We start from the raw sequence: 25,423 nt of genomic DNA on the forward strand, positions 1-25,423 counted from the left end.
GTGAGGCGGAGACGCCGTGAACTTCGTCATACGATCGACGCGACTCAACGACATGGGAATACTTTCTCGTCTGACATCATCGGACCGCTCGGCGTGCATCGAGTTCCTGCGCGATCTGGCGCGGATCCCCAGCTTCTCCGGCCAGGAGGGCGATGTCGCCCAACGCCTGGCCGAGGAGATGAGGCGGGTGGGATTCGCCGAAGTCTACGTGGACCGGGCCGGAAATGTGATCGGCCGCGCGGGGATCGGCCGCCCCGACCGCAAACTGGTCTTCAACGGACACATGGACCATGTGGGCGTGGGAGACCTGGCCGCGTGGTCGCATGATCCGTTCGGCGCCGAGATCGAGGATGGCTTCCTGTTCGGTCGCGGCGTGGTGGACATGAAGGGCGCACTGGCGGCCATGGTCTACGGGGCGAAGCTGCTGCTGGACGCGGGAGCATGGCTTCCCGGTGACCTCTACGTGGTGGGCGTGGTGCAAGAGGAGCCAGCGGAGGGGACGGCGATGCGCTGGCTGGTCGAAGAGGAGGGCCTCCACCCCGATTTCGTGGTCCTGGGCGAGCCCACCCATCTACGTATCAGCCGCGGCCAGCGCGGCCGGCTGGAGATGCGGGTCACGACACACGGCCGTTCCTGTCACGCCTCCACGCCGGACCTGGGCGACAACGCCATCTACGCCGCCACCCGGCTGATCTTTGGGATCGAGCTCCTGGCCCGACAGCTGACGGTGAACGATCCGGTCCTGGGCAGCGGCTCCGTGGCCGTGACGCAGATCGAGAGCGAGAGCGGGAGCCGCAATGTCATCCCGGATCAGTGCACCTTCGTGCTCGATCGCCGGCTGACGCTGGGCGAGACGGAGGCGCGTGCGCTGGCGGAGATCCAGCAGATCATCCAACGGGAGGACGTGCGCGCGGAGGTGATCGTACCCGAGTTTGAGATGGTCACCTACACCGGCCAACGGCTGCACGGGCGCGAATACTACCCGGCCTGGCTGATGCCGGAGGATCATCCGCTGGTTCGGGCCGGTCTGCGAGCCGTGGAGCGATCCCTGGGCACTCGCCCACGCTTGTGCGTCTGGTCGTTCTCCACGGACGGCGTTTACACCATGGGGGAAATGGGCATCCCCACCATCGGCTTCGGCCCCGGCGAGGAGCACCTTGCCCACACGGCGGATGAGCGCATCCGCCTGGACGATGTGATCCAGGCGGCGCACGTGTATGCGAACATGGCCCAAGAGATCCTGACGACTCCGTCCCGCTGACGGACTGCAAACGTCGGACATCCGAAGATCCTGCATACAGGTACATTGGCTTGTCCAGTGTACCTTTTTTCTTGTCAGCCCTCGCCTGTAGACGGATGGCTTACGTCCGGGTCCGCTCCGAGTTCGCATCAGGGTTGGAGAGGGCAGATCCAGGACAGATGCCAGGCCGTATCGAAGCGCAAGAGGGACGACGCGAAGAGCGAGGAAGAAGCATGAGCTACATGAACTATATGAGAGATGCAAGGCATTCTCCCGGGAAAGCACCGATGAAAGTGCTGATCCTGATATCCGAAACCGGCGGTGGACACCGGAGCGCCGCCCAGGCCCTGGCCGAGGGGTTTCAGGCCCGCCTGGGCGACCGCGTCGATGTGATCATCGTGGATCTGATCGCTCAGCACACCTTCTGGCCGTTGAATCAGATACGACACACCTACCGCCCCATCGTGAACGATGCAGAGTGGCTCTGGAGGACGCTCTGGCATCTGGGAGAGAGTTCCCTGGTGCTCCGGGCGATAGAAACCGTCTTCTCGTCATTGACGTACCGACCGGTGGGAGCCTACTTCCGGCAGCAAGCCCCGGACCTGGTGGTGACCGTACATCCGCTGATCAACCACGCTGCCCTGCGGGTGTTGCGACGCGCGGGCCTGGATGTCCCCTTCGCCACGGTCGTGACCGATCTGGTCACGGCACCCCCCGCCTGGTTCTGCCCGGAGGTGGACCTTTGTTGCGTGCCCACGGAGGCCGCCCGATCGCGAGCGGTCCAACACGGGATGCCGCCGGATCGCGTCGTGGTCACCGGGATGCCCGTCGGCCTGAAGTTCCGCCGGCCACCCGGGGGCCATGAGCAGCAGGCCGCCATGCGTCGCCGTCTCGGCCTCCGCCCGGAGCTGCCCACCGTGCTCATCGTGAGCGGCGGGGAGGGCATGGGCCCCGTCGAGCCCATCGCCACGGCCGTGGCCGACGCGCTGGCCCGGAGCATGACGGCCCAGATGATCATCATCGGCGGGCGGAATCGGGCGCTGGTCGAGCGACTGCGAAGGCGGAGCTGGCCCATCCCCGTAACCATCCAGGGGTTTGTACACAACATGCCTGACTGGATGCTCGCGTCCGATTGCATCGTCACCAAAGCTGGCCCTGGCACCATCAGTGAGGCGCTCATCATGGGCCTCCCCATCGTCCTCAGCGGGTTCATCCCCGGCCAGGAGGAGGGGAACGTCCCCTACGTCGTCGAGAACGGGGTCGGAGCCTACGCCGAGGAGCCGGAGGAGATCGCCCGGATCGTCGCCGACTGGCTACACCCCGACAACCCGGATCTATCACGCATGAAGGCGCGAGCCCGAGCGATGGCCCGCCCCGACGCCACGTTGACCATCGTCGATCAGCTGCTGGAGCTGGCCTCCCGCGCAGGGACGGGATCATCCCTGCCGGCCGATCTACCCGCGCGCCGCCCGTCGCCGGCCAGCCACAGGCAGATTCCCGCCCTGTGAACGCGCCACGGCCGCCCCGCAGGGCGGCCGCTCTTATCATCGACTTTGCGCGCTCCGGAAGGAGCGGCAGCATCGCGCCGCCCCTCGTCCGACCACTCCTCAATCCCGGCTGACCAGCCGCACGATGGTCACGCCATCCCCTCCCTCCCCCTGCTCGCCGGAGCGCATGTCCGCAACCAGGGGGTGCTGCGCCAGCGCCTCACGCACGGCGCGACGCAGTGCGCCGGTCCCCTTGCCGTGGATGATGCGCACCCAGGGAAGCCCGGCCAGATACGCGTCGTCCAGATATTTCTCCAGCCGGGGCAGCATCTCGTCGACCGTCTGGCCGCGCAGATCCAGCTCTATCCCCGGAGAGGCCGGAGGGCGCTTCCGGCCGGGGGGCGGAGCCACAGGCACGGGGACGGCCTCCTGCTCACGTCGTTCCAGACGGGAGAGGGGCAGTCGCGTGCGGAACGCGCCGATCTGCACCTCCGCCGTCTCGCCATCCGGGTCCAGGGCGACGATCTGGCCGGTGGATTGCAGCGAGGGGATCCAGACGGTCTCCCCCTCGCGGAGGGGAGGCTCCTGCCCCCGCTCCTGTCGCTGCTCGACGGACTCCTCGACGGTCACCATCTCCTGGGCGCGGCGGGCTAGCTCGGCTTCCGCCTCGGCCAGGAGCTGTTCATGCAAGGACCCTCCCGCCTGGATCACGGACAGCCGTCGCTTGAGGCGGGCGATCTCAGCCCGCACGGCCTCCAACTCCTCCTGGGCGATCGACCGGGCCTCATTGATCACCTCCCGGCGCGCCTCCTCGATCCGCGCCAGTCGGTAGCGCAGGTCGGCCTCCAGCGCCTGGGCCGCGCGCAGCTTCCGCCCCGCCTCGGCCAGCATCGCCTGGGCCTCATCGCGAGCGCGCTTGATCTCGGCCAGGAGGGAGTCCGCCTGAAGCGAGGTCGGGGATACCATGGCCTCCGCCTCCGCCACGATCTCCGGGTTCAGCCCCAGTCGGCGGGCGATGGCCAGGGCGTTGGACCGCCCGGGAAGCCCGATGCTCAACTTGTAGGTCGGCGATAGCGTCTCAATATCGAACTCCACGCTGGCATTGCGCACCCCTGGCGTGCTATGGGCGAAAACCTTCAGCTCCGTGTAGTGCGTGGTCGCCAGGGTGGTAATGCGATGCCGCAGCAGGTAGGAGAGCAGCGCCCGGGCCAGCGCGGAGCCCTCCTCCGGATCGGTGCCGGCCCCCAGCTCGTCCAACAACACCAGGCTGCGCTCGTTCGCCCGGTCCAGGATGCGGATGATGTTGGACATGTGCGAGGAGAACGTGGATAGCGACTGCTCAATCGACTGCTCATCCCCGATGTCAGCGTAGATCCCCTGGAAGACGGTGAGCCGGGAGTCCTCCGCGACCGGGATGTGGAGCCCGGCCTGGGCCATCAACGCCAGCAGCCCCACCGTCTTCAGCGCCACCGTCTTGCCGCCCGTATTGGGGCCGGTGATGACCAGGATGAAGTAGTCATCCCCCAGATGCACATCGATCGGGACCACCGTTTCCGGGTCGAGCAGGGGATGCCGCGCACGCTTCAGGTCGATCACCGATCCGGGATGCTGGATCCCCTCCTCACGCCCGTTCTCCCGGCCGGAATCCTGCGCCCGCCGTCCGTGGCGGGGGCGACGCGGCCGACGGAAGGGGACGAGCTCCGGTGCACGGGCCTCCAGTTGCTCCGCGTACCGGGCCTTGGCGAAGATGAGGTCTAGCTCGGCCAGCGCCTCCACAGTACGCTGGACGTAGACGGCCTCGTCGGCGACCAACTCGGTGAGCTGCAGGAGGATACGACGAACCTCCTTGTCCTCCTCCAGCTGCTTCTCCCGCCAGCGATTGTTCAGCTCCACCGCGGCCAGGGGCTCGATGAAGAGGGTCGCGCCGGACGCGGACTGATCGTGGATCAGCCCGGGGATCCGTCCCTTGAACTCAGCACGCAGAGGGATCACATACCTCCCCTGGCGTTGCGTGACGATGGGCTCCTGAAGGTACGCCGCGTTGGCGGGGGACGAGACGATGCGCTCCAGCAGCGCGATCAGCCGCTCGTGGGCGATGCGCTTCTCGCTCCGTATGCGGGCCAGGGCCGGCGAGGCGCTGTCCATCACCTCGCCGCGCTCATTGATGCACCGCCCGATCTCATCGATGAGAGGCTCGCACGGCTCGATCCGGGCGGCGATGGTCGCCAGCCGCGGGAACTGGCCGCGCAGGCGGGTCAGCGTGCGCTGAATCGAGCGGGCACGCAAAAGGGTGCTGCGAATGTTCAGGAAATCCGTGGGAAGCAAGATGGCGGACCGCTCCGCCTGCGGCAGCAACGGGCGCACGTCGTGCACGCCGCCCATGTGAACATCCGTCTTCTGCTCCAACAGCGAGCGCGCCTCGGCGGTCTGCGCCTGCAGCTCACGGGCCAGTTGCGGATCCTCCGTAGGCCTGAGGGCCAGGGCCAGCTCACGCCCGGCGGAGAAGCTGGTGTGCTCCGCCAACCGCTCCAGGATTTTATCAAATTCCAGCGTGTGTAAAGCCTTCTCGTCCATCATAGCGCCGCCAGTATAACATAGCCGCGAGGGGTGACCAAACATCCGATTCGCGGGGTAGTGTGTTCAAAATGGTGGAAATTCCGCGAGACGACCCACGACGCTCATCGCAAGCCCCCAGGGGGTGCGGAGGGAGGTCCCCTCGCTAAAATATCCTCTTTTCCGACCTGCACCGGCCCCTCCCGGCCTGATTCGGGTGGACGAGGCCGGGCAAGACAGGTGAGGGGCGGAAACCAAGAGGTTTCTTTTGAGGGGCTGCGCCCCTCAAAGCTCCCACCGCATTTCCACCCAAAAAGATACCCTACCGATGCGCGCTGGTGTATTCCTTTCGATGGATACACCATCGGCCCGCGGACGCGAAACGGGGGAGCCGGCTGGCTCCCCCGATCACTTCCACACCGGTCTGAACGATCACACGTCCAGGTTGCGAACCCGCCGGGCGTGCGTCTGGATAAACCGCTTACGGGGCGGCACGGCCGACCCCATCAGCATATCGAACGTCCGATCCGCGGCCGCCGCGTCCTCCAGGGTCACCTGAAGGATCGTGCGATTCTCGGGGTTCATGGTCGTCTCCCAGAGCTGCTCCGGGTTCATCTCGCCCAACCCTTTATACCGCTGGAGGGTCACGTTCCGCCCATTCAGGCGCTTGAGCACCTGCTCCTTCTCCTCCTCGCTGTATACGTAGATGGGCTCCTTGCCCACCTGGATGCGATAGAGCGGCGGCTGGGCGATGTACAGATGCCCGTTCTCAATGAGCGGCTGCATGTACCGGAAGAACAGGGTCAGGAGCAGCGTGCGGATATGGGCGCCATCCACGTCGGCGTCCGTCATGATGATCACACGCCCATAGCGCAGGTTGTTCAGGTCGAACTGCTCCCCGACGCCACACCCCAGCGCGGTGATGAGAGCCTGGATCTCCTTGTTCGCCAGCGCCCGATCCAGTCGCGCCTTCTCCACGTTGAGGATCTTGCCGCGCAGCGGCAGGACGGCCTGGAACCGCCGATCGCGCCCCTGCTTGGCCGAGCCACCAGCCGAATCCCCCTCGACGATGTAGAGTTCCGTCTTCATGGGATCGCGCTCCGAGCAATCCGCCAGCTTACCCGGCAGCGTCATGCTCTCCAGGGCGCTCTTGCGGATCACCAGGTCGCGAGCCTGCCGGGCCGCCTCTCGGGCACGAGCGGAGGTCCGACACTTCTCGACGATGGCCTTCGCCTCACGCGGGTTCTGTTCCAGCCAGGCGCTGAGCGCCTCGTACACCACCGACTCGACCTGGCTCTTCACCTCCGCGTTGCCCAACTTCGCCTTGGTCTGCGACTCGAACTGAGGCTCCTGAAGCTTGACGTTCAGGATGCCGGTCAACCCCTCGCGCGTGTCCTCGCCCGTGAAGTTGGACTCATTCTCCTTCAGGAAGCCGTTCTTCCGAGCGTAGTCGTTCAGACAACGCGTCAGGGCGGAGCGCAACCCGGTGACGTGCGTGCCGCCGTCGACCGTATTCACGTTGTTGGCGAAGGCGTAAAACGACTCGGCATATCCGTCGGTATACTGAAGGGCAACCTCGATCTGGGTGCCGTTGACCTGCTTCTCCACATAGAACGGCTCATGCAGGACCTTGCGGTTCTTGTTCAGATAGCGCACGAAGGAGCGGATGCCTCCCTCAAAGTAAAAGGACATCTCGCGCCCGTCCCGCTCATCCCGGAAGACGATGGTTAACCCACGGGTGAGGAAGGCCATCTCCCGGAACCGCTGGACGAGCGTCTCGAACCGGTAGTCCAGCCCCGCCTTGAAGATCGTCGTATCCGCCAGGAAGGTGGTCTTGGTCCCGGTCTCGTCCTCCGGCACATCGCCGACGATCTCCAGATCCGTCACGGGGCGCCCCCTCTCGTAGCGCTGGCGCCAGATGTGCCCCTTCTGCTTGACCTCGATCTCCAGCCACTCGGAGAGGGCGTTCACCGCGGAGGCGCCGACGCCGTGCAGGCCGGAGGCGACCTTGTAGCCGCTGCCGCCGAACTTGCCACCGGCATGCAGGGTCGTCATCACCACTTCCACGGCCGGGCGGCCGGTCTGCGGATGAATGCCCACCGGGATACCACGCCCGTTGTCCTGCACGGTCACCGCGCCGTTCTTATGGATGGTGACCTCTATGCGATCGCAGGCCCCGGCCAGGGCCTCATCGATCGAATTATCCACGATCTCCAGGACGAGATGATGGAGGCCGCGCACGTCCGTCGAGCCGATGTACATGCCCGGCCGACGACGCACCGCCTCCAGCCCCTCGAGTACCTGGATATCGCTGGCATCGTAGTGCTCGTTATTCTTATTTCCGTTTCGTCCTGCCACGGTTGCCTCCAAGTCCTCTTTCACGAAACCGGCCGAACGCGATCACGCCGCTGAAGCTGCCATCGCCGATAACGATCTCGATAGAAGATGATGCTGGCCGCCGCCAGGCCGGTCCCCAAGTAAGCGTTGGCCACGACGCTGACCACAGCACCCGCGGGCCACAGGCTCAACCGCTCCCAAATGATCGAGAACCCGACCATGATGAGCTCGGTCAAGAGCCACAATCCCACGGTGGCCCAGAAATTGCGCCCAACGATGTTCACGCTGCGCCAGATGGCCGTGATCACATTCACGTCGTCCAGGACGATGGCGTCGGCGACGAAGAAGAGCGAGAGAAACATCCACAGCACCAACCAGATCATGACGATCGAGATCGTGCTGATCAGAGCCGTCCCGACGGTAGGTCCCAGCCACATGGCGATCGTGATGGCCGCGGAAAAGGGCACTGCGATCGCCACAAGGATCATCGCTAAGGCGATCAGATAAAGAACCAACTGCAGCCAACGGGAGACGAGGCGTCGTCCGAAGCCCTGCCAATCGGGGCCATCCTCGCGCAGCTGTCCGGCGATCAGGCTCAGGTAAAGCGCGGCGATCAGCAACCCGATCGCGGAGAACACGATGAAGCCGATCGTCGCGACGAGAAAACTCCGGATCTCGACGACACCGCCCCACCCGCCGTCCGGCAACAACACCGCCAGGCTGGGCTGTCCCACCAGCCGGTTGGACAGCAAGAGCAGAAGGTTCATCTCCTGTCCCCCGCTTCCGAGCATCTCCGTCACCAACCGCGTCATGGGCTGCGCGGCCTCGGAACTTCCGGACAGCATCACCCCCTGCCAGAGGGCCAGCATCTGCTCGACCAATGGGCGCACGGACAGTCGTGGCCCTAACCACAGCAAGAGATCCAGAACCACCGGCGGCAGGATCAGCCAGGGATGGCGGGCGACCGCATGAAAGCCTGCTGAGAGGGAGTCGATCACTCCCAAACGTTCTTCTTCCCCACTCATAACCTTCATATTTTACCATGTCAGGCCCTTTAAGCGAAATATGGGGAAGGAAGACGTTCCTGCATCCCTATTTTACCAGAACATTTGTTTTACGTCAAGTAATAAAAGCTCTGATTTCGGGGGATCTCCCCATGGGTGTTGCCGGGGCAGGCAGCGACAGATCAATCCCCCGCCTGGGAAAAGGCCCACAGAACGAGCCCAATCCTTTCCCCACAACGCCTCGCCCGTTTGACAATCCAGCGCCGTAGCGGTAGACTGACCGTAGTCACCTTTTTTGGATGATTATGGAGACTCGATCCCAGAGCACCGCATCCAGGGGGAACGCAATGGCTCGGTCCAACTCGGTCGGCGTACGGGAGCGCAAGAAGCGGGAACGCAAGGAGCGCATCTACCGCGCGGCCCTACAACTCTTCCGGGAGAAGGGGTTCGAGAACACGACGGTAGAGGAGATCACGGACGCGGCACAGGTGGCCAAGGGCACGTTCTTCAACTATTTCCCGACCAAGGAGGCTGTGCTGCTCTACCTTGGAGAACAGCAGCTAGGCGGGCTGCGCGCCCTGGCAGAGCTGCGCGTGTGGGACAACCTCCCCGTCGTCGAGCGCATCAAGCGCCTGCTCTGCTCCCTGGCGGATAGCGCCGAGGAGGATCGGGATCTGATGCGGCTGATGGTAACCCGGGCGCTGCGGGCGGGCGATCTGGTGGCCAACGGCAACGGCCGCTTCGGCCTGCGAGGCATCATGGCACTGCTGATCGCGCAGGGGCAACGCACCGGGGAGTTCCGGGACGACGTCCCGGCGGATGTGTTGGCGGGCCTCATCGAGGCCATGTATTTTCACGAGCTGCTCCAGTGGTGCACCAGCTCCGTCCCCTACGCGCTGAGCCACCGGTTGAAAGACCGGATAGACCTGCTGCTATCCGGTATCGCCCCCCAATCTCGCGTGATGTACTTAGAGCCACGAGCACAGGATGTCCTCTCGAACTGACAGAGCGTGGTCTCGCGCCCCTCTGGGCGATCTGGCTACGGCCCCCCTTACCCCGCTCTCCTGGTCCCTGCTGCGTTCCGCCGGCGATCGCGCCCTGCGCCTCCTCGCGGAGGAACTGGAGCTCCCTCCCCCGCGGGGGACATGGCTCTCCCTGAGGGATGGCCTGCCGGGCGCGAACCTGGACGTGCTGAATGGCTTCGTCAGGTCGCTCCTGGGCACGGACACATGCCTTCCCTGGAGAAGCGGCACGGCACAGCCCGCCAGGACGGGATCCCTGCGCGCCCGGTGGCGCGCGCACAAAGAGCAACAGCGCCGCTTGAAAGCCCTACGGCGCTTCGTGGATCAGCAATCCGATCCATCGAGACCGCAGCGCATCTGGTGGGAACACGTGAAGGCCATGGACTGGATGCAGGCCACCCTTCTCCAGGTGATGGAGGAGGTGGAGACCCGGCTGGCGCGAGCGCTGCGCACCCTTTGGATGGCGGAATGGGGGCTGGCCTGGCTGCAAAGCCTGGGGGGAGCGCCAATCGTCCCCTCGAGCCCGACCGAGGACATGAAGATGTTGAGGCTCCTGCACGCGACCGCGACGGGTGGGCAGGAGATGAGCCTCTTCCTGGAGCGGTATGGGCATCGCGCTGCCGAAGAGCTTGAGCTATCCCACCCGCGCTGGCGAGAGGATGACGCCCCTGTGAGGGCTATCGCCAGAGCGCTGGCGACCGTCCCCACAATCCCGGAAGCGCCCCAGGGAGGAGAATCCCCTCGAAACGAGATCGAAGAGATGGCGGCTGCATTTTGGGCGCTGCGCCTGAACGCCCGCGCGGCGCTGGGATACGTGGCCGACGCCATCCGCGTCTGGACGGTGGCCGCCGCGCAGGAGGGCCTCACAGACGGCCGCCTGCGCGCTCCCCAGGACGTGTTCCTGCTGGAGATCGAGGAGCTGAAGCAGCTCCTGACGGGGGAGTGGAACGTGTCCCGCCGATCGGCGATCCATGACCTGTTAGCTCACCGGAAACGAGCTGCCCCCTTGTCCCCGCTCGATCCACCGGAGGGCCTGCCGCGCACGGGATGGCCCGTATGGGAGGGAACGGTCACCGGGCCGGCACGCGTGCTGCGGCGGTTGGAGGACGGGGAACGCATCCAGCGCGGCGACGTGCTGATCCTCCCCTCCGGCGACCCCACCTGGGGGCTGCTGTTTCCGTTGGCAGGCGGAGTGGTGATCGAGTGCGGCACCCCCTACAGCGCGGCCGCCTTGCTGGCACAGGCATGGCGGCTGCCCAGCGTTGCCCACGTGCCGGGCATCTCGTCCACATTGGGAGACGACCAGATGGTGACCATCGACGGGCCGGTGGTTCATTTTCGTTAGACGCGGCCTCCCCGCTGTGTTATAATCCCCCACGCTCGATAAGGGACCGATATCGGGCGGCAGTTTCCCATCGCCGTCCGCCGAAACCGGGCATCTTTCTCAGAGCATATCTGAGAAATGCTGAAAAGAAGAACCTCCAAGACACGAAGCCCCCAAGAGACGCGAATAGGGAGGCTCTCCCCTCAGCAGGGAGAAATCTGAAGCATTTTCAATACAACCCTTAGCGCCTTAGAACATCTTCGTGTCTTCGTAGTGAATGATCAGACACGCTCTCAGGGAGCTTTCTCCCTACGCGAATAAGCAAGGATTGCGCCCAGGAGGGCGCCAGAGGTGAGATCTCGATGCAGCGGATAACCGCAGAGCGCGGCAGATGGTGGCAGGCCCTCGCGATCGGGATCCTGTTTCTCGTCATCGCGCTGCCCACGCTGCGCTGGCTGATCAACGAGTGGTGGACCAACGACTACTACTCGCACGGCCTGCTGGTGCCGCCGATCGCCGCCTTCTTCGCCTGGCGGCTGTGGCCGGGCATCCGCCGTCGTCCATCCAACATAGGGGTCATCGTGCTGGGGATCGGGGTGACCCTGTATCTGGGGGCACTGGTCAACCGGGCGTACTTCATCGCCAGCTTCGCCCTCATCATCCTGCTGGCCGGGCTGGTGTGGTTCCTGCTGGGGACCCAGGCCCTACGCCGGCTCGCGTTCCCGTTGGGGTTCCTGGTCTTCATGGTGCCCCTGCCCTTCGTCGAGGAGCAGACCCTGCCGTTGGCGCAGTTCACCGGCATGAGCTCCGGCTACCTGCTCCAGCTGTTCGGCGTAAACGTGGTCGTCAACGGCTTCCAGGTCTCCCTGCCGAACGCGAACCTGGTGGTGGGAGCCCAATGCAGCGGCATGCGATCGATCATCGCCCTGTTCACGCTGGTCGCCATCGCCATTTATGTGTTGCGGGGGCCGCTTTGGGGAAAGGTGGTCATGGCCCTGGCGACCGTCCCCATCGCCATCGTGGGCAACATCTTTCGAGTGGCCTCGCTATTGGTGGTCGCAAACATCTGGGGAGCCCAGGCGGGGTTCTCCTTCTACCATGACTACTCCGGGATCGTCTTCTTCCTGACGGCCTTCGGAGCCCTGCTGGCGCTGAGCCGGGTGGTCCAATGCCGAGAGATACGCGACGATATCTGGTAACGCTCTTCATCCTGGCGCTCGCGGCCGCCGGGGTGCTGCTCATCAACCGGGGAGAGATGGTCCTCGGGCGTGAGCTGCTCAGCCGCGGCTACACGTATATCGTGGACATCGACAACTGGCGACGGACGCCGCGAGAGCGCGCCGTGCAGTCCCCATACAACTTCAGCCTGGAGTCCGATCTGAACGCGCTGCCGCTAACCGTGGGGGAATGGCAGGGGCGAGATGTCCCGATGACCAATCTGGAGGCGCTGATCCTGCTGGAGCCGGAGCAATACGTGCAACGGTTGTACAGCCGCCCGGATGGGCGCTACGTGTGGCTAAGCCTGATCGGCAGCCACAAATCGAAGAGCTTCCACTCCCCACAGATCTGCTACACGGCCGATGGCTGGTCCACCGACGCCTCCTCCGAGCCCATCCCTTTACAGGAGGGGGAGATCTACGCGCTGCGCCTGGTCGCGACCAAGCCTCTCACCGAGGATCGACAGACGCACCACGTGGTCTTGTACTTCTACATCTGGCCCAGCACGACGCGCGACAACAGCCAGGGCCTGGTCCTCTTCAAAACCACGTCCCCTCTCTATAACACCGTGGAGGAGACGTTGGAGATGCAGAAGGATTTCATCCGCGAGTTCTTCACCGCGGCACGGCCGTAACTCCTCCCCGGCCATGCCTCCCGCCGCACCCGGATCGAAGGTGCCGGAGCCGCTGAGCCCCCCAGCCCAGGACGAAAGATGCTGAGGGGATCCATTAAGAGAGGCTGATCTGCGAGCCCTCCGGGGTCTTCACCACATCAATGCGCACGGGGAACAGGTCCCGTAATTCCTCGATATGCGTGATTACCAGGATCCGCTTGAAATCATCCTGGACTGACTGGATCGCCTCCACCAGCCGTTGGCGTCCCTGCGCGTCCTGAGAGCCGAACCCCTCGTCGATGAAGAGGGTCTGCAACCGCGTGCCCGCCCTGCGGGCCAGGAGCTTGCTCAATGCAATGCGCAGGGCGAAGTTCACGCGAAAAGCCTCCCCGCCGGAGAACATTTCATATGGCCGTTGCCCGACCTCGTCCTGGATCAGGATATCCAGGGTCTCAACGGTGTTGCCTGTCTTCGTGTCCCGTTGGGTCTGTAGCGAGACGGACATCCGGCCGTCGGTCATGCGGGATAGCAGCCGGTTGGCCTCGTCCTCGATCTCCGGCACGGCCGTCTCAATGATCATCGACTGCAAGCCCCGCTTGCCGAAGGCCTCCCGCAGCTCCTCGTAGATCGTCTGCTCCTCGCGCGCCTTCTCCAGCTCCCGCTGGCGCTCGGCCCGTATCTGAGCCTGCTTCTCACACGTGGCCAGACGTTGCTGCGCGGCGCCCAGGCGCAGCCGGGCCTGCTCCTCCTGCTCCGCCAGCTGGAGCACCACGCGGTCCTGATCCTGCACAGACGCCTCGACATCCGGAAGGTCCCGCACAGCGTCCGCCAGCTCATTCCGACGTCGCCGCTCCTCCTCCAGGGCCCGCGCCAGCGCGTCCCGGCGCTCAGTCAATTGTGCGACCGCGCGCTGCTCGACCTCGATCTGGGCCAACGCCTGCTGCAACTCCTTATAGCGTGCCTCGAAGGGGGCGTACTCCTCGATCCTCATCCTCGCCCGCTCATGGGCGGCCGCGTCATAGCCGATCTCCTCGATCCGTTGAAGGAGGCGGGCCCGAGCGGCCTGCGCCTCCGTCGCGTACTCGCCCCGATCCAGCAGGCCGCGCAGGCGCTGCACCTCCGATTCGGCCTCCGCCAGCCTCTCAGCCGCCTGTTGAGCCTCGCCCAGCGCCTGTTCCGCCTGGGCCAGCCGGCGCTGCCACTGGGCCTGGGTCTTCAGCTCCCGCTCGATCTCCGCCAGCCGCCCTCTCGCCTCCCGCTGTTCGGCCTCCAGGTCCTGGATGCGCTGCGCGTTCTTCCGGAACTCCTCCGCCTTGGCCTTTCCCTCCGCTTCGAAATCGGCCGTCAGCCGCTGGCGGTCGGCGTCCTCCAACGGCTGCCCGCACAGGGGACAGGCCGCTTCCGCCGTCTGTAGGAGATCGATCTTCTCCTTCAGCGCCTCCATCTCCCGCTTCAGCAGATCGTTCTGGGTGCGCAGCGCGGCCGTCTCATCGACCCAGCCGGTGAGGAGCTCGCGCAGCCGCTCTGCCTCCCCGGCCCGCTCCGCCAGCGCCTCTAGCTGCGCCCGGGCCTGCTCGACGGCCTGTCGGCGCTCCTCGATCTGGGCCACCAGCGCCTGCCATTGGGCCACCTGATCTTCCAGCGCCTTCAACTCCGCCTCGATCGACGCGCGGGCCATCTGGATCTCCCCATCCAGATGAGCCTTCTCGGCCTCCAACTGGGAGAGGGCCAGCTGCTTATCCCGCCACGCCCGCTCCTCCGTCTGGGCCTCCTGCCAGGCGCGATATCCCGCCTCGATATTCTCCCGGTCAGAGAGGACCGCCTGCAGCGCCTCCAGACGCCGCCTCCCCTCCGCGAGCTGGCGCTCCAGTTGCTCAAGCTCGGCCTCGCTGCGTTGCAGGCGCTGCGTCAGTCGCTCCAGCTCCTGCTGCTGGTGCAAGAGATCCCGGTGGCGGGTGCGCAGATCGTCCAGTCGGCGCTCCGCCTCTCGCAGCCGGGCGCTCAGGTCGGCCACCTGGCGCGCCGCCTCTCGTTCCTCCGCCTCATACTCCGGTCGGCGGGCGATCTCCTCGTCCAACTGCTGGATCTGCGCCGCCAGTGCCCGCACGATCTCGGCCCGCTCGCGCGCTCGCTCCTTGGCCCGCTCCTCGTACACGTCGTAGATGTCCAGCCCCAGGATGTCGGCCAGCACTTGTTTGCGCTCGCCGGGCCGCTTTGTGGTGAACTCATCCGCCCGCCCCTGCACCAGGAAGGCGGAGTTGATGAAGGTCTCATAGTCCAAATGCAGGATCTCCCGGATGCGCCTCTCCGTAGCCCGCACTGTGGGCTCGCTGATAGACTTGAAGCGCTCCCCGTCCCACACCTGAAACTCCAGCACCGTCTGCCCGCTGCGACGTCCGCGGCCCTTCCGTCGTTTCCGGATCACCCGATAGCGAGTTCCCTCCAGGGAGAACTCCAGCTCCACCTCCATCTCCCGCTCCCCCAGGTGGATCAGCGCATCGTCGCTGGAGGCGCGAGACTTCCCCCACAGGGCCCAGGTCATCGCATCGAGCAGGGCGGATTTGCCATGTCCGTTGTCGCCCGCCAGGCAGGCCACGTGGATCCCTCGGAAGTCCAGCGGAGGCACGTTATCCCGGTAACACATGAAGTTGCGCAGTTGCAGCTTGAGCGGTATCATGAGATCCTCTCATGCTTCGTCCATCGATATCGGCGCGCGCAGGGCGATGCCCGGGGGCTCTCACCACCACGCCAGGAGTGAGATCGCCGGCAGTTTACCACAGGACCAACGAGCCCTCAACTCACACCTTTGCCCGTGTTTCGGTGTTATGAGAGGTGGTGATCGGCAAAGGAGGATACCTGCAAGATGAAACGGGTTGTGAGCATCAGCCTGGGCAGCTCGATCCGGGACAAGCGGGTTGAGCTGGAGTTCATGGGAGAGCGCGTCCTCATCGAGCGCATCGGCTGTGACGGCGACGAGCAGATGGCGCGACGCCTGTACAAAGAGCTGGACGGCAAAGTGGACGCGTTCGGGGTGGGGGGCATTGACCTGAACGTGCGCGTGTTCGACCGCTATTATCCCATTTACGGCGCTCGCAAGCTGATCGCCGACGTGCGACACACCCCCGTCGTCGACGGGGACGGCGTACGCCGGATCGTGGAACGACAGCTCGCCCAACACGTGGAGTCCCAGATCGGCGACGAGATCCAGCCGAAGCGGGTTATGATCACGACCGCGGTGGATCGGTTCGACATGGCGCTCTCCTTCCACGAGGCGGGATACGAGGCCACTTACTGCGACTTCATGTTCGCGCTGGGCTTGCCCATCCCGATCCACTCCCTGCGCTCGCTTCGTATCCTGGCGGCCCTCCTCCTGCCGGTCCTGGGACGTCTGCCGCTGAGCATGTTGTATCCCACCGGCGCCAAGCAGCAAGAGATCGTCCCCAAATTCGGCCGCTGGTATCAGTGGGCCACCGTCATCGCCGGTGATTTCAACTACATCAAGCGACACATCCCCGACCGCCTGGACGGGAAGGTGATCGTCACTAACACCACCACCGAGGCGGACATGGACCTCCTGCGCGATCGGGGCGTGAAGTACCTGGTGACCTCTACCCCCCGGCTGAACGGCCGCACCTTCGGCACCAACGTGATGGAAGCACTCCTGACGGCGTTGGCCGGCAAGGGACGCCCGCTGACACACGAGGAGCTGTTGGAGATGATGCGGCACGTGGACATCACCCCGACGGTCACCCGCCTCAACTGAGCAGGCTCCGGGGAGCAAACGAAACGGGCGATCCGTGCACGGATCGCCCGTTCTCATGCGGCCGTCTGAGAAGGCTAGAACCCCTGGAGTCGGCTGAGATCCGCGATGCCGTCGGGGAGCGCCGCCACATGCTGAACCAGCCCCAGCCGAGCGGCCCGCAAGTCCGGGTCCTCCGCCATAACCAGGATGTCGGTGAAGAACGCGTTGATGGGATCCTTCAGCATACGCAGCGCGGTCGCCAATTGGGCCACGTCCCCCTCGGGCGAGACCCACTCGCGGGCGGCCAGATAAGCCTGGTATAGCGCCTGCGCGCTGGGCTCCGTCAGCCGATCCGGCTGCAGGGGATAACGCTCCTGGATGTCCCGTACGATGCGCTTGCACCGGGCGTAAGCGATGAGCAGTTCGCCCCAGTCGGGCTCCTCTACCAGCTCCGCCAGATCCTGGACGGTGCGATAGGCTCGGTACGGATCGTCGCCGCGCTCCGCCAGCACGGCATCCACCACATCGTATCGGTACCCTTCGTCCAGGAGCCAGGCCCGCAGGCGGCCCTCCACGAACGCGGCCGCCTCCTCGATGTGCTCCTCCGTCGCCTCTACCGGCAGGAGCCTCGCGGCGGCCTGCAGCCCCGACCGCAAGGAGAAGGCACGCTGGTGCCCGATCAGGATCTGGATAAGCCCCAGCGCCGCCCGCCGTAATCCGAAGGGGTCGGCCGCGCCGGTGGGCGCCAGACCCACGGCGAACAGGCCCGCCAGGCTGTCCAGCCGGTCGGCCACGGCCAACAGCGTGCCGATGGGGCTCTCTGGGAGCTGATCACCGGCGAAACGAGGGCGATAATGCTCCTCGATGGCCCAGGCCACCTCCTCCGGCTCACCGCTGTGCAGGGCGTAGTACCGCCCCATGATCCCCTGCAAGCTGGTCATCTCCACCACCATGCTGGTGACCAGGTCCGCCTTGCAGAGGTAGGCGGCGCGCTCGGCCAGCTCCTGGGATCTCGGATCCAGCTTCCATACCGGCCCCAGCCACTTCACCAGCTCGATCAGCCGGTCCGATTTGTCCAGCATGGAGCCCAGCTTCTCCTGGAAGGTGAGCGTCGCCAGGCGCGGCCGGTAGCTCTCCAACGGCTGCTCGCGATCATGGCGCCAGAAGTAGGCCGCGTCGGCGTAGCGAGCTCGCAGCACATCCTCATATCCCTGACGCACAAGGTCCGGGTCATCCGGCTTCCCATTGGCCACCGTGATGAATCGAGGGAGGATCCTCCCGGTCACCCGGTGCACCACGGGGAAATAGCGCTGATGCTTCTTCATGACCGTCATCAGCACCTCAGGCGGCAGGCTCAGATACGTCTCCTCAAAGCCGCCCATCAGTGCGAAGGGAGTTTCCACCAGATCGGTCACCTCGTCCAGCAGGGCCGGATCATCGGGGATCTGTCCATCCACCTCGGCGGCCAGCTCGGTGATCTGCGTCATCACAAGCTGTCGCCGGGCGGAACGATCCACCAGGATGTCCGCGTCGGCCATCACCCGCCAATACTCCTCCGCCCGCTCGATGGTCAGCGAGGGCGACCCATGCATCCGCAACCCCCGCGTGGTGCGTCCGCTGCGCACCTTCGCATATTGGAACGGAATAACCTGCTCGCCAAACAGGGCGACGATCCAGCGGATCGGTCGAGGGTAGGCAACGCCGTCCGAGTCCCAGCGCATGGTCTTCTCAAACCGCAGCCCGGCGATCAGGCGCGGTAGCATGTCGCGAAGCACGTCCACGGCCGGTCGCCCCGGCTCCACCTTGACGGCGAAGACGTACTCGCCGCCTTCCGTCTGGCGCCGCTGCAGGCTCTCCACGGGGACTCCCTGCCGTCGGGCGAATCCCTCCGCCGCCTTCGTCGGATTCCCTTGGTCGTCGTAGGCCACGCGGGCTGGAGGTCCCTTGATCACCTGCTCGGACTCGGCCTGCCGCCCGGCCATCCCTTTGACATAGAGCACCTGCCGCCGCGGTGTGGCCGTGACCACCATGTCCTCATACTCCAGGCGCGCCTCGCTCAACAGGCGTCGGGCCAGATCCGGCAACTGCTCCAGGGCAGAGGCCACATCCCCCACGGGCAGCTCCTCCGTGCCGATCTCCAGCAACAGATCCGCTCGATCCACCTCCATCGCCTGTTCCTGCTGGGCCTCCGCCTCCACCGCGGGCGCCTGAGTCTCGGCGGGAACCTCCCATGCCCCCAACAGGGGATACTCCAGGCGCTCTCGCTGCTCCAGGTAGGCCTGAGCGATCTCGCGCGCCAGATCTCGCATACGGGCGAAGTAGCTGGCCCGCTCGGTGACGCCGATGGCGCCGCGAGTGTCCAGCAGATTGAACGTGTGGGAGCAGCGCAGCACGTAATCGTGCGCGGGGACCACGAGCTTGTGCGCTAAGGCGTTGCGAGCCTCGGCCTCAAAGAGATCGTACATCTCCTTCAGCCGCTCCACATCGGCCACATGGAAGGCGTAATGGCAATGCTCGATCTCCTGTTGGCGCAGGATATCGCCATAGCTTAGCCGCCCGTCCCAATCCAGCGCCCACACCTCTCGTGCGCCCTGCAGGAACATGGCGATGCGCTCCAGCCCATAGGTGATCTCCACGGCGACCGGATCCAGGGACACGCCGCCCGCTTGCTGGAAATACGTGAACTGGGTGATCTCCAGCCCGTCCAGCCACACCTCCCAGCCCAGCCCCCAGGCTCCCAAAGCAGGCGAGGCCCAGTTGTCCTCCACGAACCGGATATCGTGCTGATGACGATCGATGCCGATCGCCTCCAGGCTCTCCAGGTAGAGCTCCTGCGGGTTGCCCGGGTCCGGCTTCAAGATCACCTGATATTGGAAATGCATCTGCATGCGATTGGGATTCTCGGCGAAGCGCCCATCATCAGGGCGATAGGATGGCTCCACATAAGCGACGTTCCACGGCTCGGGCCCCAGGACGCGCAGCACCGTCGCCGGGTTCATCGTCCCCGCGCCCACCTTCTCGCTGTACGGCTGCCAGATGATGCACCCACGCGAGGCCCAGAACCGCTCCAGCCTCATGATGATCTCTTGGAAGGTGATCCCTTCTCGTCCCATACGTTCCTCTCCATGAAAACGCCGGCCACGCGTGGCCGGCGGGATCTCGCACATCGTCTCAGCAGATGATGCCCTTACACAGCCTCGCGTTTCCCTCGTTCGCACAGCCGCAGAGCCCCCGCGCGGGCGCCCTGCGGCCCCAGACCGCCGCCCGAGAGGCCAATGCCCATGTGATCGCCTCGATAGCGCACTCACTCGTCTCCTTTCAGGCGAGCCCGCATGCGCTCCTGAGCTTCCAGATAGCGGGCCAGCTCAGGGGCGCCATCCTCCACGCGGTAACGGCGATCCGCTTTGATCTGTCCGGCCCGCAAAGCGGCCTCGACATCGATTCCGCACTGGTAGGCCAGCTTGAACAGGAACACGAAGAGGTCGGACAACTCCTCCGCCAGGGCCTCCTGGACCCGCGCCTCATCCTCCGCGGGCTTGTACCCCTCCCACTGCAGCACCAGACGGGCCACCTCGCCCATCTCCTCCAGGGCGTGCACCAGCGTGTGGCTGGGCAACACCCGATCCCAGCCGCGTGCCCGATCCCACTCCTCCAGCCAGCGCTGATATTCTGAGATATGCATCAGGCCGCCCACCCCATCTGGCGTCGCAGCGTCCACAGGAAATCGACCGATTGCAGGTTGCGCTCCAGCACATAGACGATGTAACGATAGAGCAGGCGCTCCACCTCCGTGCGCAACTCCGGCCTCAGGTTCAGGCGACGCACCAGATCGTACTCTCGCGTCTGAATGAAGCGCAACACCTTCAGCACATTGACGGACAGGGGCTGCGCCTTCGCATTCCCCTCCCCACAGCGGGGGCAGAGAACGCCCCCGTCCTCCAGGCTGAAGTAGTTCATCACAGGCTCCAAGCTCGCCCGGCACCGCACGCAGACGAAAAGCTGCGGCTGGTATCCGGCTAGCGAGAGCAGCCGCAATTCGAAGAAACGAACGACCAGATAGGGATCGTCCGCTTCGCATAGGCGCGACAGGGTCTCCCGGGTCAGATAGAAGACAGGACGGCTCTCGTCCTCCTCCTCCATGAACCGATCCACCAACTCGGCGATGTAATATGCATAGGTCGTGCGCAGCAGGTCGTGGCGTAGCGGACGGTACGCCTCGATCGTCTCCGCCTGCGTGACGATGTCCCACGTGCGCCCTTTGGCCACCAGCAGGGTGCTATGGGTGAACAGCTCCACATGCCCGGCCTTGCGGCTCAGGACTTTCCGGACCCCCTTGGCCAGGAGTCGCAGCTTCCCCCGTTCGGCTGTAAACACCGTCAGCAGGCGATCCGCCTCGCCCATATCGGAGCGACGCAGGATGATGCCATCCACCCGGTAAAGCCGCTGCCTGCGCTGATCCATAGGCCCGCCCTACTTCGCACGGACGGTATTGTAGCGATACGGTCGCGCCCAGTTCTTCGCCATCTTCGCCTGGAAGAGCGCCTCGGCGTCCACCCCCATGGCGGAAAGCATGTGAAAGATGCGGATGATCGCGTCGATCAGCTCCTCCCCGACCGCCTCCAACGGCTCGCCCTTCTTATAGGCGTCCGTGGCCTCGCTCACCTCCGTGTGGATCAGGGCCAGCATCTGCCAAAACTGATCCGGATCGGAGGAGAAGCCTTTGGCATCGCAGAGAGCGCGCACCTGGCGCACGTAATCGTTCAGGTCGTGACGTTCGGCCAATGGATCCCTTCCCAGGCGAGAGGTGGGGAGATTATACCACCGGCATAGGGTCCCCGCAAACAAATCGCCGGGGGAGAGCCCCGGCGGCCTTCAATCCTCGGTCACGATGTCCTCCGGACGGAATCGATCCGGAAGCAAATCCTCGACCGTCGTCTCTCTGAAATTCCCCTGCAGGTCCGCGATGATGATCCGCATCTCCGGTGCGAACTCGGCCATGACTTGCCGACAGAGGCCACAGGGGCTCCCGCCGTTCAGCGTCACCACGGCCAGGGCATCGAAATCCCGTTCTCCCTCCGACACGGCCTTCCACAGCGCCACACGCTCGGCGCAGACCGTCGCGCCGAAGGAGGCGTTCTCGATGTTACAGCCCGTAAAGATGCGTCCGGAGCGGGTACGCACGGCCGCGCCCACGGCGTAGCCGGAGTAAGGGGCGTGAGCATGCTCACGCGCGTCCCGCGCCGCCCGGATCAGCGCCTGATCAGAGCGTTGAGTCATCGGAAGATCAGGAACGAGAGGAGAGCGGGAGCGTCAGAAGAGGGCTTGTCCGAGTTGGATAGCGGGCGCTCTCGCCGGACCCGCACCCTCTCGATGCGCTGTCCATCCACCGAGAGGACCTCCAACGTCACGCCATCGAACGGGATGATGTCCCCGCGGACGGGGACCCGCCCCAACTGGCTGTAAATGAAGCCACCCAGGGTATCCCCTCCCTCACTGGGCAGCTCGATGTGCAATCGCTTGTTCACCTCGTCCAGGTCCACGCGAGCGTTGAAGATGAACTCGGACTCGCTGATCTCCTCCACGAAGGGCTGTTCAGAGTCATACTCATCCTGGATCTCGCCCACGATCTCCTCCAGGAGGTCCTCGATGGTCACCAATCCCGCCGTCCCCCCGTACTCGTCGACCACGATCGCCATGTGCACCCGGCGCTGTTGGAGCTCCTGAAGCAGCTCGTCCACCTTCTTGGTCTCCGGGACGAAGTAAGCCGGCCGCAAGATCTCTCGGATCTCGACGTCGGTCCGCCCCTCCGCGAAGTAGCGCAGGAGATCCTTGGCATAGAGTAGCCCGATGATGTTGTCGATGTTCTCCTGGTAAACGGGGATACGGGAGTGTCCGGCCTCCAGGATGACCTTGACCGCCTCATCCAGCGAGGTCTCCTCGTCGATGGCGACGATGTCGATGCGGGGGACCATGACCTCCCGCACCAGCGTCTCCCCGAACTCGAAGATACTGGCGATCATCTCCTGCTCCTCCTGCTCGATCATCCCCTCCTCCTCGCCGGCCTGGAGCAGGAAGCGCAGTGTCTCATAATTCAGGAACGCATCCCCTTCCGCATCCTCCGCATGGGCCCCGCGCGCCCACCGGGCCAGCCGCTGCAACGGCCAGGTGATGGGCCACAGCAGGTAGCTAAGCCATCGAATCAGCCCGAACGCCCGCAGGACGGTTCGCTCCGATGCCCGGGATGCGATTCCATTGGTGAGGATGTGGATGATGAGCAGGACCAGGGCCGTCGCGGCGACGGCGATCACCGTGAAGAGTCCGCTGGGGCGGATCCGCCAGCTCAGCCACACGGCCGCGCCGGCTCCCATGATCGCCGCCAGCACCCGGAGGACAGAGAGGGTCATCAGGTAACGTGTGGGGTTCGCGAACAGGGTCTCTATCGCCTCGGAATCCTGAATATCCCCCTCCAATAGCTGCTTCACACGAAGTCGCCCCATTACCGCCAGTGCCACTTCCGCCCAGGCGACGAAGGCCGAAGCCCATAGTGCGATGAGCCAGATGGCTAACGCGCCAGTAGAACCATCGTCCATCTTGAAACGCCTCGCTTTGCTCCTTCCAGATCAGATCGAACTTGAACGTTCCCGTTTCTTCTTCACGCGTGCCGGCACTCCATAGGCCAACTCACCTTCAGGGATGTCATGGGTGACGACAGAGCCCGCCCCCGTCCTGGCGCCCCGGCCGATCCGAACGGGTGCGATCAGCAGCGTGTCGCTCCCGAGGAAAACGTCATCCCCTATCTCCGTTGGATGCTTGCGCTCCCCATCATAGTTACAGGTGATCGTCCCCGCCCCGATATTCACGTTCGCGCCCACCTGCGCATCCCCCAGATAGCCGAAATGTCCCATCCGGGTTCCAGGGCCCAAATGACTGTTCTTCACCTCGCCGAAGTTGCCCACATACACGCCGCTCTCCAGATGGGCGCCCTGGCGAAGGTGGGCGTACGGCCCCACCGCGCTGTCCTGCTCCATCACCGCCTCCTCCACCACCGAGGCGAACACACGGCATCGGTCGCCGATCCGGCTATCGCGGATCACGGCGTTGGGGCCGATCTCGCATCCCTCGCCGATGGAGGTCTCCCCGCGCAGATGGGTATTCGGGTGGATCACCGTGTCCCGGCCGATCTTCACCGTCTCATCGACGTAGGTCACATCCGGGGCGATGAAGGTGACCCCCTCCAGCATCCAGCGCTGGTTGATCCGACGCCTCACGATCGCCTCCGCCCGGGCCAGGTGGATGCGATTGTTGACGCCCTGCACCTCCTCGACATCATGGATCGTGTACGCCAGGACCTGTTGTCCCTCGTCCGATGCCATCCCGATCAGGTCGGTCAGGTAGTACTCGCCCACCGGGCTGAGCGACAGCCGGTCCAGATGCTCCCACAGCCAATCCTCACGGAAGCAGTACACGCCGGCGTTCAGCTCGCGGATCTGAAGCTGCTCCGGGGTCGCCACCTTCTCCTCGACGATCCTCAGGATGCGCCCGCTCTCGTCACGAAGCACCCGCCCGAACCCCATGGAGTCCTCGCTGATGACGGTGAGGATCGTCATCGGCCCATCATTGGTCGCCTGCATCTCCACCAGGCGTCGCAGCGTCTCGGCGCGCAGCAAAGGCATATCCGCGTAGCAGACCAGGATATGCCGCACCTGGCCCTCCAGGACGGGACGGGTCTGAGCGACGGCATGGCCGGTGCCCAACTGCTCCGGCTGGACCACGTACGTCACGCTCTCTCCAAGCTCCGCGCGCACGGCGTCCGCCCCGACGCCGATCACAACCACAGGGGGACGATCCGTCAGACCGGCGGCATGATCCACCACGTAACGGATCATGGGCTTGCCCGCGATGGGGTGCAGCACCTTGGGGAGTGATGAGCGCATGCGGGTTCCCTGGCCAGCCGCCAGGATCACAACGGCCAGATCGTGTGTCATCGTGAGAGCTCCTGATAGGGATGTGATCGCGATAAAAGGAAAAGCCAGGCGAAGCGGTTATGGAGCATAGGGACCACCTCGCCTGGCTGAAAGCTCGAATCGCCGAGGTCTTAGATCATCATAAGCGGCATAATAACTAGAGGAGGGATCCTCCTCTGTCAAGGTCTCGCACCCGGCAGTGCAAGGGATCACGGTTTGACCAAGCCTATCGCTACAAGTACTCATAGATGGGTAAAAGGGCCCTACCTATCCTGATAAACCTCGCATAGCCATCCCTGGGGGAGGGAATCACCCTCCAGGGCATGAAAAAAGCTCTGTTGGCAACGACCTACTCTCGCAGGGGCTCGCGCCCCCACTACCATCGGCGCTGGAGGGCTTAACTTCCAGGTTCGGGATGGAACTGGGTGTACCCCCTCCGCTCAAGTCACCAACAGAGCTTTTCTGCAGTTGGAAACGATAGGTTCTCAATTTGCGATTAACTCACTGGAGAACCGAATAGGATATGAAGTTCAATTGCTGCGATCTCGCGTGGAGTAAGCCCTCGTGCATTAGTACGGCTCGGCTAAACACATTGCTGTGCGTACACCTGCCGCCTATCGAACCGGTAGTCTCCCGGTGCACTTACTCCCTTAACGGGATGGGGGATCTCATCTTGGGGGGGGCTTCCCACTTAGATGCTTTCAGCGGTTATCCCTTCCAGACATGGCTACCCAGCGATGCCCCTGGCGGGACAACTGGCACACCAGCGGTCTGTCCACCCCGGTCCTCTCGTACTAGGGGCAGCTCCCCTCAAATCCCCTACGCCCGCAGCGGATAGAGACCGACCTGTCTCACGACGGTCTGAACCCAGCTCGCGTACCGCTTTAATGGGCGAACAGCCCAACCCTTGGGACCTACT

At 64.6% G+C, this 25,423-nt stretch carries 18 protein-coding genes and 2 rRNA genes; 7 read left to right on the top strand and 13 right to left on the bottom strand.

Features of this window, described 5'->3' with window-relative positions; all coding sequences use genetic code 11:
* The first annotated feature begins 16 nt into the window (after positions 1 to 16).
* Positions 17 to 1,261, top strand: coding sequence for a YgeY family selenium metabolism-linked hydrolase (locus GXP39_04865; GenBank protein ID NOZ27371.1), 1,245 nt, complete (start codon positions 17 to 19; stop codon positions 1,259 to 1,261).
* A gap of 266 nt (positions 1,262 to 1,527) precedes the next feature.
* Complete coding sequence (locus GXP39_04870) at positions 1,528 to 2,748, top strand: glycosyltransferase (protein ID NOZ27372.1); 1,221 nt, start codon at positions 1,528 to 1,530, stop codon at positions 2,746 to 2,748.
* A gap of 99 nt (positions 2,749 to 2,847) precedes the next feature.
* Here the strand turns inward: GXP39_04870 and GXP39_04875 are convergent, their stop codons facing one another.
* The 3 genes from GXP39_04875 to GXP39_04885 form a co-directional block, all read right to left on the bottom strand.
* Complete coding sequence (locus tag GXP39_04875; GenBank protein ID NOZ27373.1) at positions 2,848 to 5,304, bottom strand: endonuclease MutS2; 2,457 nt, start codon at positions 5,302 to 5,304, stop codon at positions 2,848 to 2,850.
* Positions 5,305 to 5,712: 408 nt separating this feature from the next.
* Entirely contained in the window at positions 5,713 to 7,638 is a 1,926-nt protein-coding gene (gene gyrB / locus GXP39_04880) for a DNA topoisomerase (ATP-hydrolyzing) subunit B (protein ID NOZ27374.1), read from the bottom strand.
* A 20-nt stretch (positions 7,639 to 7,658) separates the two neighbouring features.
* Positions 7,659 to 8,621 (bottom strand): hypothetical protein, encoded by a 963-nt coding sequence (locus GXP39_04885; protein NOZ27375.1) that lies wholly within the window; start codon positions 8,619 to 8,621, stop codon positions 7,659 to 7,661.
* Between the two features lie 347 nt (positions 8,622 to 8,968).
* On the opposite strand from GXP39_04885, the gene GXP39_04890 reads away from it, so the two are divergent.
* From GXP39_04890 to GXP39_04905, 4 genes are all read left to right on the top strand, one after another.
* Positions 8,969 to 9,625, top strand: coding sequence for a TetR family transcriptional regulator (locus GXP39_04890; GenBank protein NOZ27376.1), 657 nt, complete (start codon positions 8,969 to 8,971; stop codon positions 9,623 to 9,625).
* Positions 9,609 to 10,988, top strand: a complete 1,380-nt coding sequence (locus tag GXP39_04895) for a hypothetical protein (protein ID NOZ27377.1) — start codon at positions 9,609 to 9,611, stop codon at positions 10,986 to 10,988. Before GXP39_04890 ends, GXP39_04895 begins: the two co-directional genes overlap by 17 nt.
* 341 nt (positions 10,989 to 11,329) lie before the next feature.
* Positions 11,330 to 12,166 carry an exosortase/archaeosortase family protein gene (locus tag GXP39_04900; GenBank protein NOZ27378.1) on the top strand — a complete coding sequence of 279 codons (837 nt, stop codon included), beginning with the start codon at positions 11,330 to 11,332 and terminating at the stop codon, positions 12,164 to 12,166.
* Positions 12,136 to 12,819 (top strand): exosortase-associated EpsI family protein, encoded by a 684-nt coding sequence (locus tag GXP39_04905; protein NOZ27379.1) that lies wholly within the window; start codon positions 12,136 to 12,138, stop codon positions 12,817 to 12,819. Before GXP39_04900 ends, GXP39_04905 begins: the two co-directional genes overlap by 31 nt.
* Before the next feature lie 94 nt (positions 12,820 to 12,913).
* On the opposite strand, the gene GXP39_04910 is transcribed toward GXP39_04905, so the two are convergent.
* On the bottom strand, positions 12,914 to 15,475 hold the full coding sequence (locus GXP39_04910) for an SMC family ATPase (protein NOZ27380.1): 2,562 nt from the start codon (positions 15,473 to 15,475) through the stop codon (positions 12,914 to 12,916).
* A 186-nt stretch (positions 15,476 to 15,661) separates the two neighbouring features.
* Here GXP39_04910 and GXP39_04915 point away from each other — a divergent pair, with 186 nt between their 5' ends.
* Complete coding sequence (locus GXP39_04915; GenBank protein NOZ27381.1) at positions 15,662 to 16,561, top strand: quinate 5-dehydrogenase; 900 nt, start codon at positions 15,662 to 15,664, stop codon at positions 16,559 to 16,561.
* A 74-nt stretch (positions 16,562 to 16,635) separates the two neighbouring features.
* Here the strand turns inward: GXP39_04915 and GXP39_04920 are convergent, their stop codons facing one another.
* The 9 genes from GXP39_04920 to GXP39_04960 all read right to left on the bottom strand — a co-directional run.
* Positions 16,636 to 19,653, bottom strand: a complete 3,018-nt coding sequence (locus tag GXP39_04920) for a glycine--tRNA ligase subunit beta (protein ID NOZ27382.1) — start codon at positions 19,651 to 19,653, stop codon at positions 16,636 to 16,638.
* Positions 19,654 to 19,844: 191 nt separating this feature from the next.
* Positions 19,845 to 20,222 (bottom strand): hypothetical protein, encoded by a 378-nt coding sequence (locus tag GXP39_04925; protein ID NOZ27383.1) that lies wholly within the window; start codon positions 20,220 to 20,222, stop codon positions 19,845 to 19,847.
* Positions 20,222 to 21,001 (bottom strand): DNA repair protein RecO, encoded by a 780-nt coding sequence (recO, locus tag GXP39_04930; protein ID NOZ27384.1) that lies wholly within the window; start codon positions 20,999 to 21,001, stop codon positions 20,222 to 20,224. The genes GXP39_04925 and recO overlap by 1 nt, the downstream gene beginning before the upstream one ends.
* A 9-nt stretch (positions 21,002 to 21,010) precedes the next feature.
* Complete coding sequence (locus tag GXP39_04935) at positions 21,011 to 21,322, bottom strand: hypothetical protein (GenBank protein ID NOZ27385.1); 312 nt, start codon at positions 21,320 to 21,322, stop codon at positions 21,011 to 21,013.
* A 90-nt stretch (positions 21,323 to 21,412) separates the two neighbouring features.
* The gene (gene cdd / locus GXP39_04940; protein NOZ27386.1) at positions 21,413 to 21,817 is read right to left on the bottom strand and encodes a cytidine deaminase; all 405 of its coding nucleotides are present in this window, start codon (positions 21,815 to 21,817) and stop codon (positions 21,413 to 21,415) included.
* Positions 21,814 to 23,130: an HlyC/CorC family transporter gene (locus GXP39_04945; GenBank protein NOZ27387.1), complete on the bottom strand. Its 1,317-nt coding sequence runs from the start codon at positions 23,128 to 23,130 to the stop codon at positions 21,814 to 21,816. Before GXP39_04945 ends, cdd begins: the two co-directional genes overlap by 4 nt.
* A gap of 30 nt (positions 23,131 to 23,160) precedes the next feature.
* Positions 23,161 to 24,525: a UDP-N-acetylglucosamine diphosphorylase/glucosamine-1-phosphate N-acetyltransferase gene (gene glmU / locus GXP39_04950; GenBank protein NOZ27388.1), complete on the bottom strand. Its 1,365-nt coding sequence runs from the start codon at positions 24,523 to 24,525 to the stop codon at positions 23,161 to 23,163.
* Between the two features lie 315 nt (positions 24,526 to 24,840).
* Positions 24,841 to 24,957, bottom strand: a 5S ribosomal RNA gene (rrf, locus tag GXP39_04955).
* A 97-nt stretch (positions 24,958 to 25,054) separates the two neighbouring features.
* Positions 25,055 to 25,423, bottom strand: a 23S ribosomal RNA gene (locus GXP39_04960); the annotation flags it as partial.

Source organism: Chloroflexota bacterium (assembly GCA_013152435.1).
In the GTDB taxonomy this organism is placed as follows: domain Bacteria; phylum Chloroflexota; class Anaerolineae; order DUEN01; family DUEN01; genus DUEN01.

Bases quoted from the DNA above. Each gene is read 5' to 3' on its own strand.
- glmU (NOZ27388.1), bottom strand. From the start codon at position 24,525: ATGACACACGATCTGGCCGTTGTGATCCTGGCGGCTGGCCAGGGAACC.
- GXP39_04915 (NOZ27381.1), top strand. From the start codon at position 15,662: ATGAAACGGGTTGTGAGCATCAGCCTGGGCAGCTCGATCCGGGACAAG.
- GXP39_04870 (NOZ27372.1), top strand. From the start codon at position 1,528: ATGAAAGTGCTGATCCTGATATCCGAAACCGGCGGTGGACACCGGAGC.
- GXP39_04910 (NOZ27380.1), bottom strand. From the start codon at position 15,475: ATGATACCGCTCAAGCTGCAACTGCGCAACTTCATGTGTTACCGGGAT.
- GXP39_04895 (NOZ27377.1), top strand. From the start codon at position 9,609: ATGTCCTCTCGAACTGACAGAGCGTGGTCTCGCGCCCCTCTGGGCGAT.
- GXP39_04945 (NOZ27387.1), bottom strand. From the start codon at position 23,130: ATGGACGATGGTTCTACTGGCGCGTTAGCCATCTGGCTCATCGCACTA.
- GXP39_04890 (NOZ27376.1), top strand. From the start codon at position 8,969: ATGGCTCGGTCCAACTCGGTCGGCGTACGGGAGCGCAAGAAGCGGGAA.
- recO (NOZ27384.1), bottom strand. From the start codon at position 21,001: ATGGATCAGCGCAGGCAGCGGCTTTACCGGGTGGATGGCATCATCCTG.
- GXP39_04905 (NOZ27379.1), top strand. From the start codon at position 12,136: ATGCCGAGAGATACGCGACGATATCTGGTAACGCTCTTCATCCTGGCG.
- GXP39_04925 (NOZ27383.1), bottom strand. From the start codon at position 20,222: ATGCATATCTCAGAATATCAGCGCTGGCTGGAGGAGTGGGATCGGGCA.
- GXP39_04900 (NOZ27378.1), top strand. From the start codon at position 11,330: ATGCAGCGGATAACCGCAGAGCGCGGCAGATGGTGGCAGGCCCTCGCG.
- cdd (NOZ27386.1), bottom strand. From the start codon at position 21,817: ATGACTCAACGCTCTGATCAGGCGCTGATCCGGGCGGCGCGGGACGCG.
- GXP39_04920 (NOZ27382.1), bottom strand. From the start codon at position 19,653: ATGGGACGAGAAGGGATCACCTTCCAAGAGATCATCATGAGGCTGGAG.
- GXP39_04875 (NOZ27373.1), bottom strand. From the start codon at position 5,304: ATGATGGACGAGAAGGCTTTACACACGCTGGAATTTGATAAAATCCTG.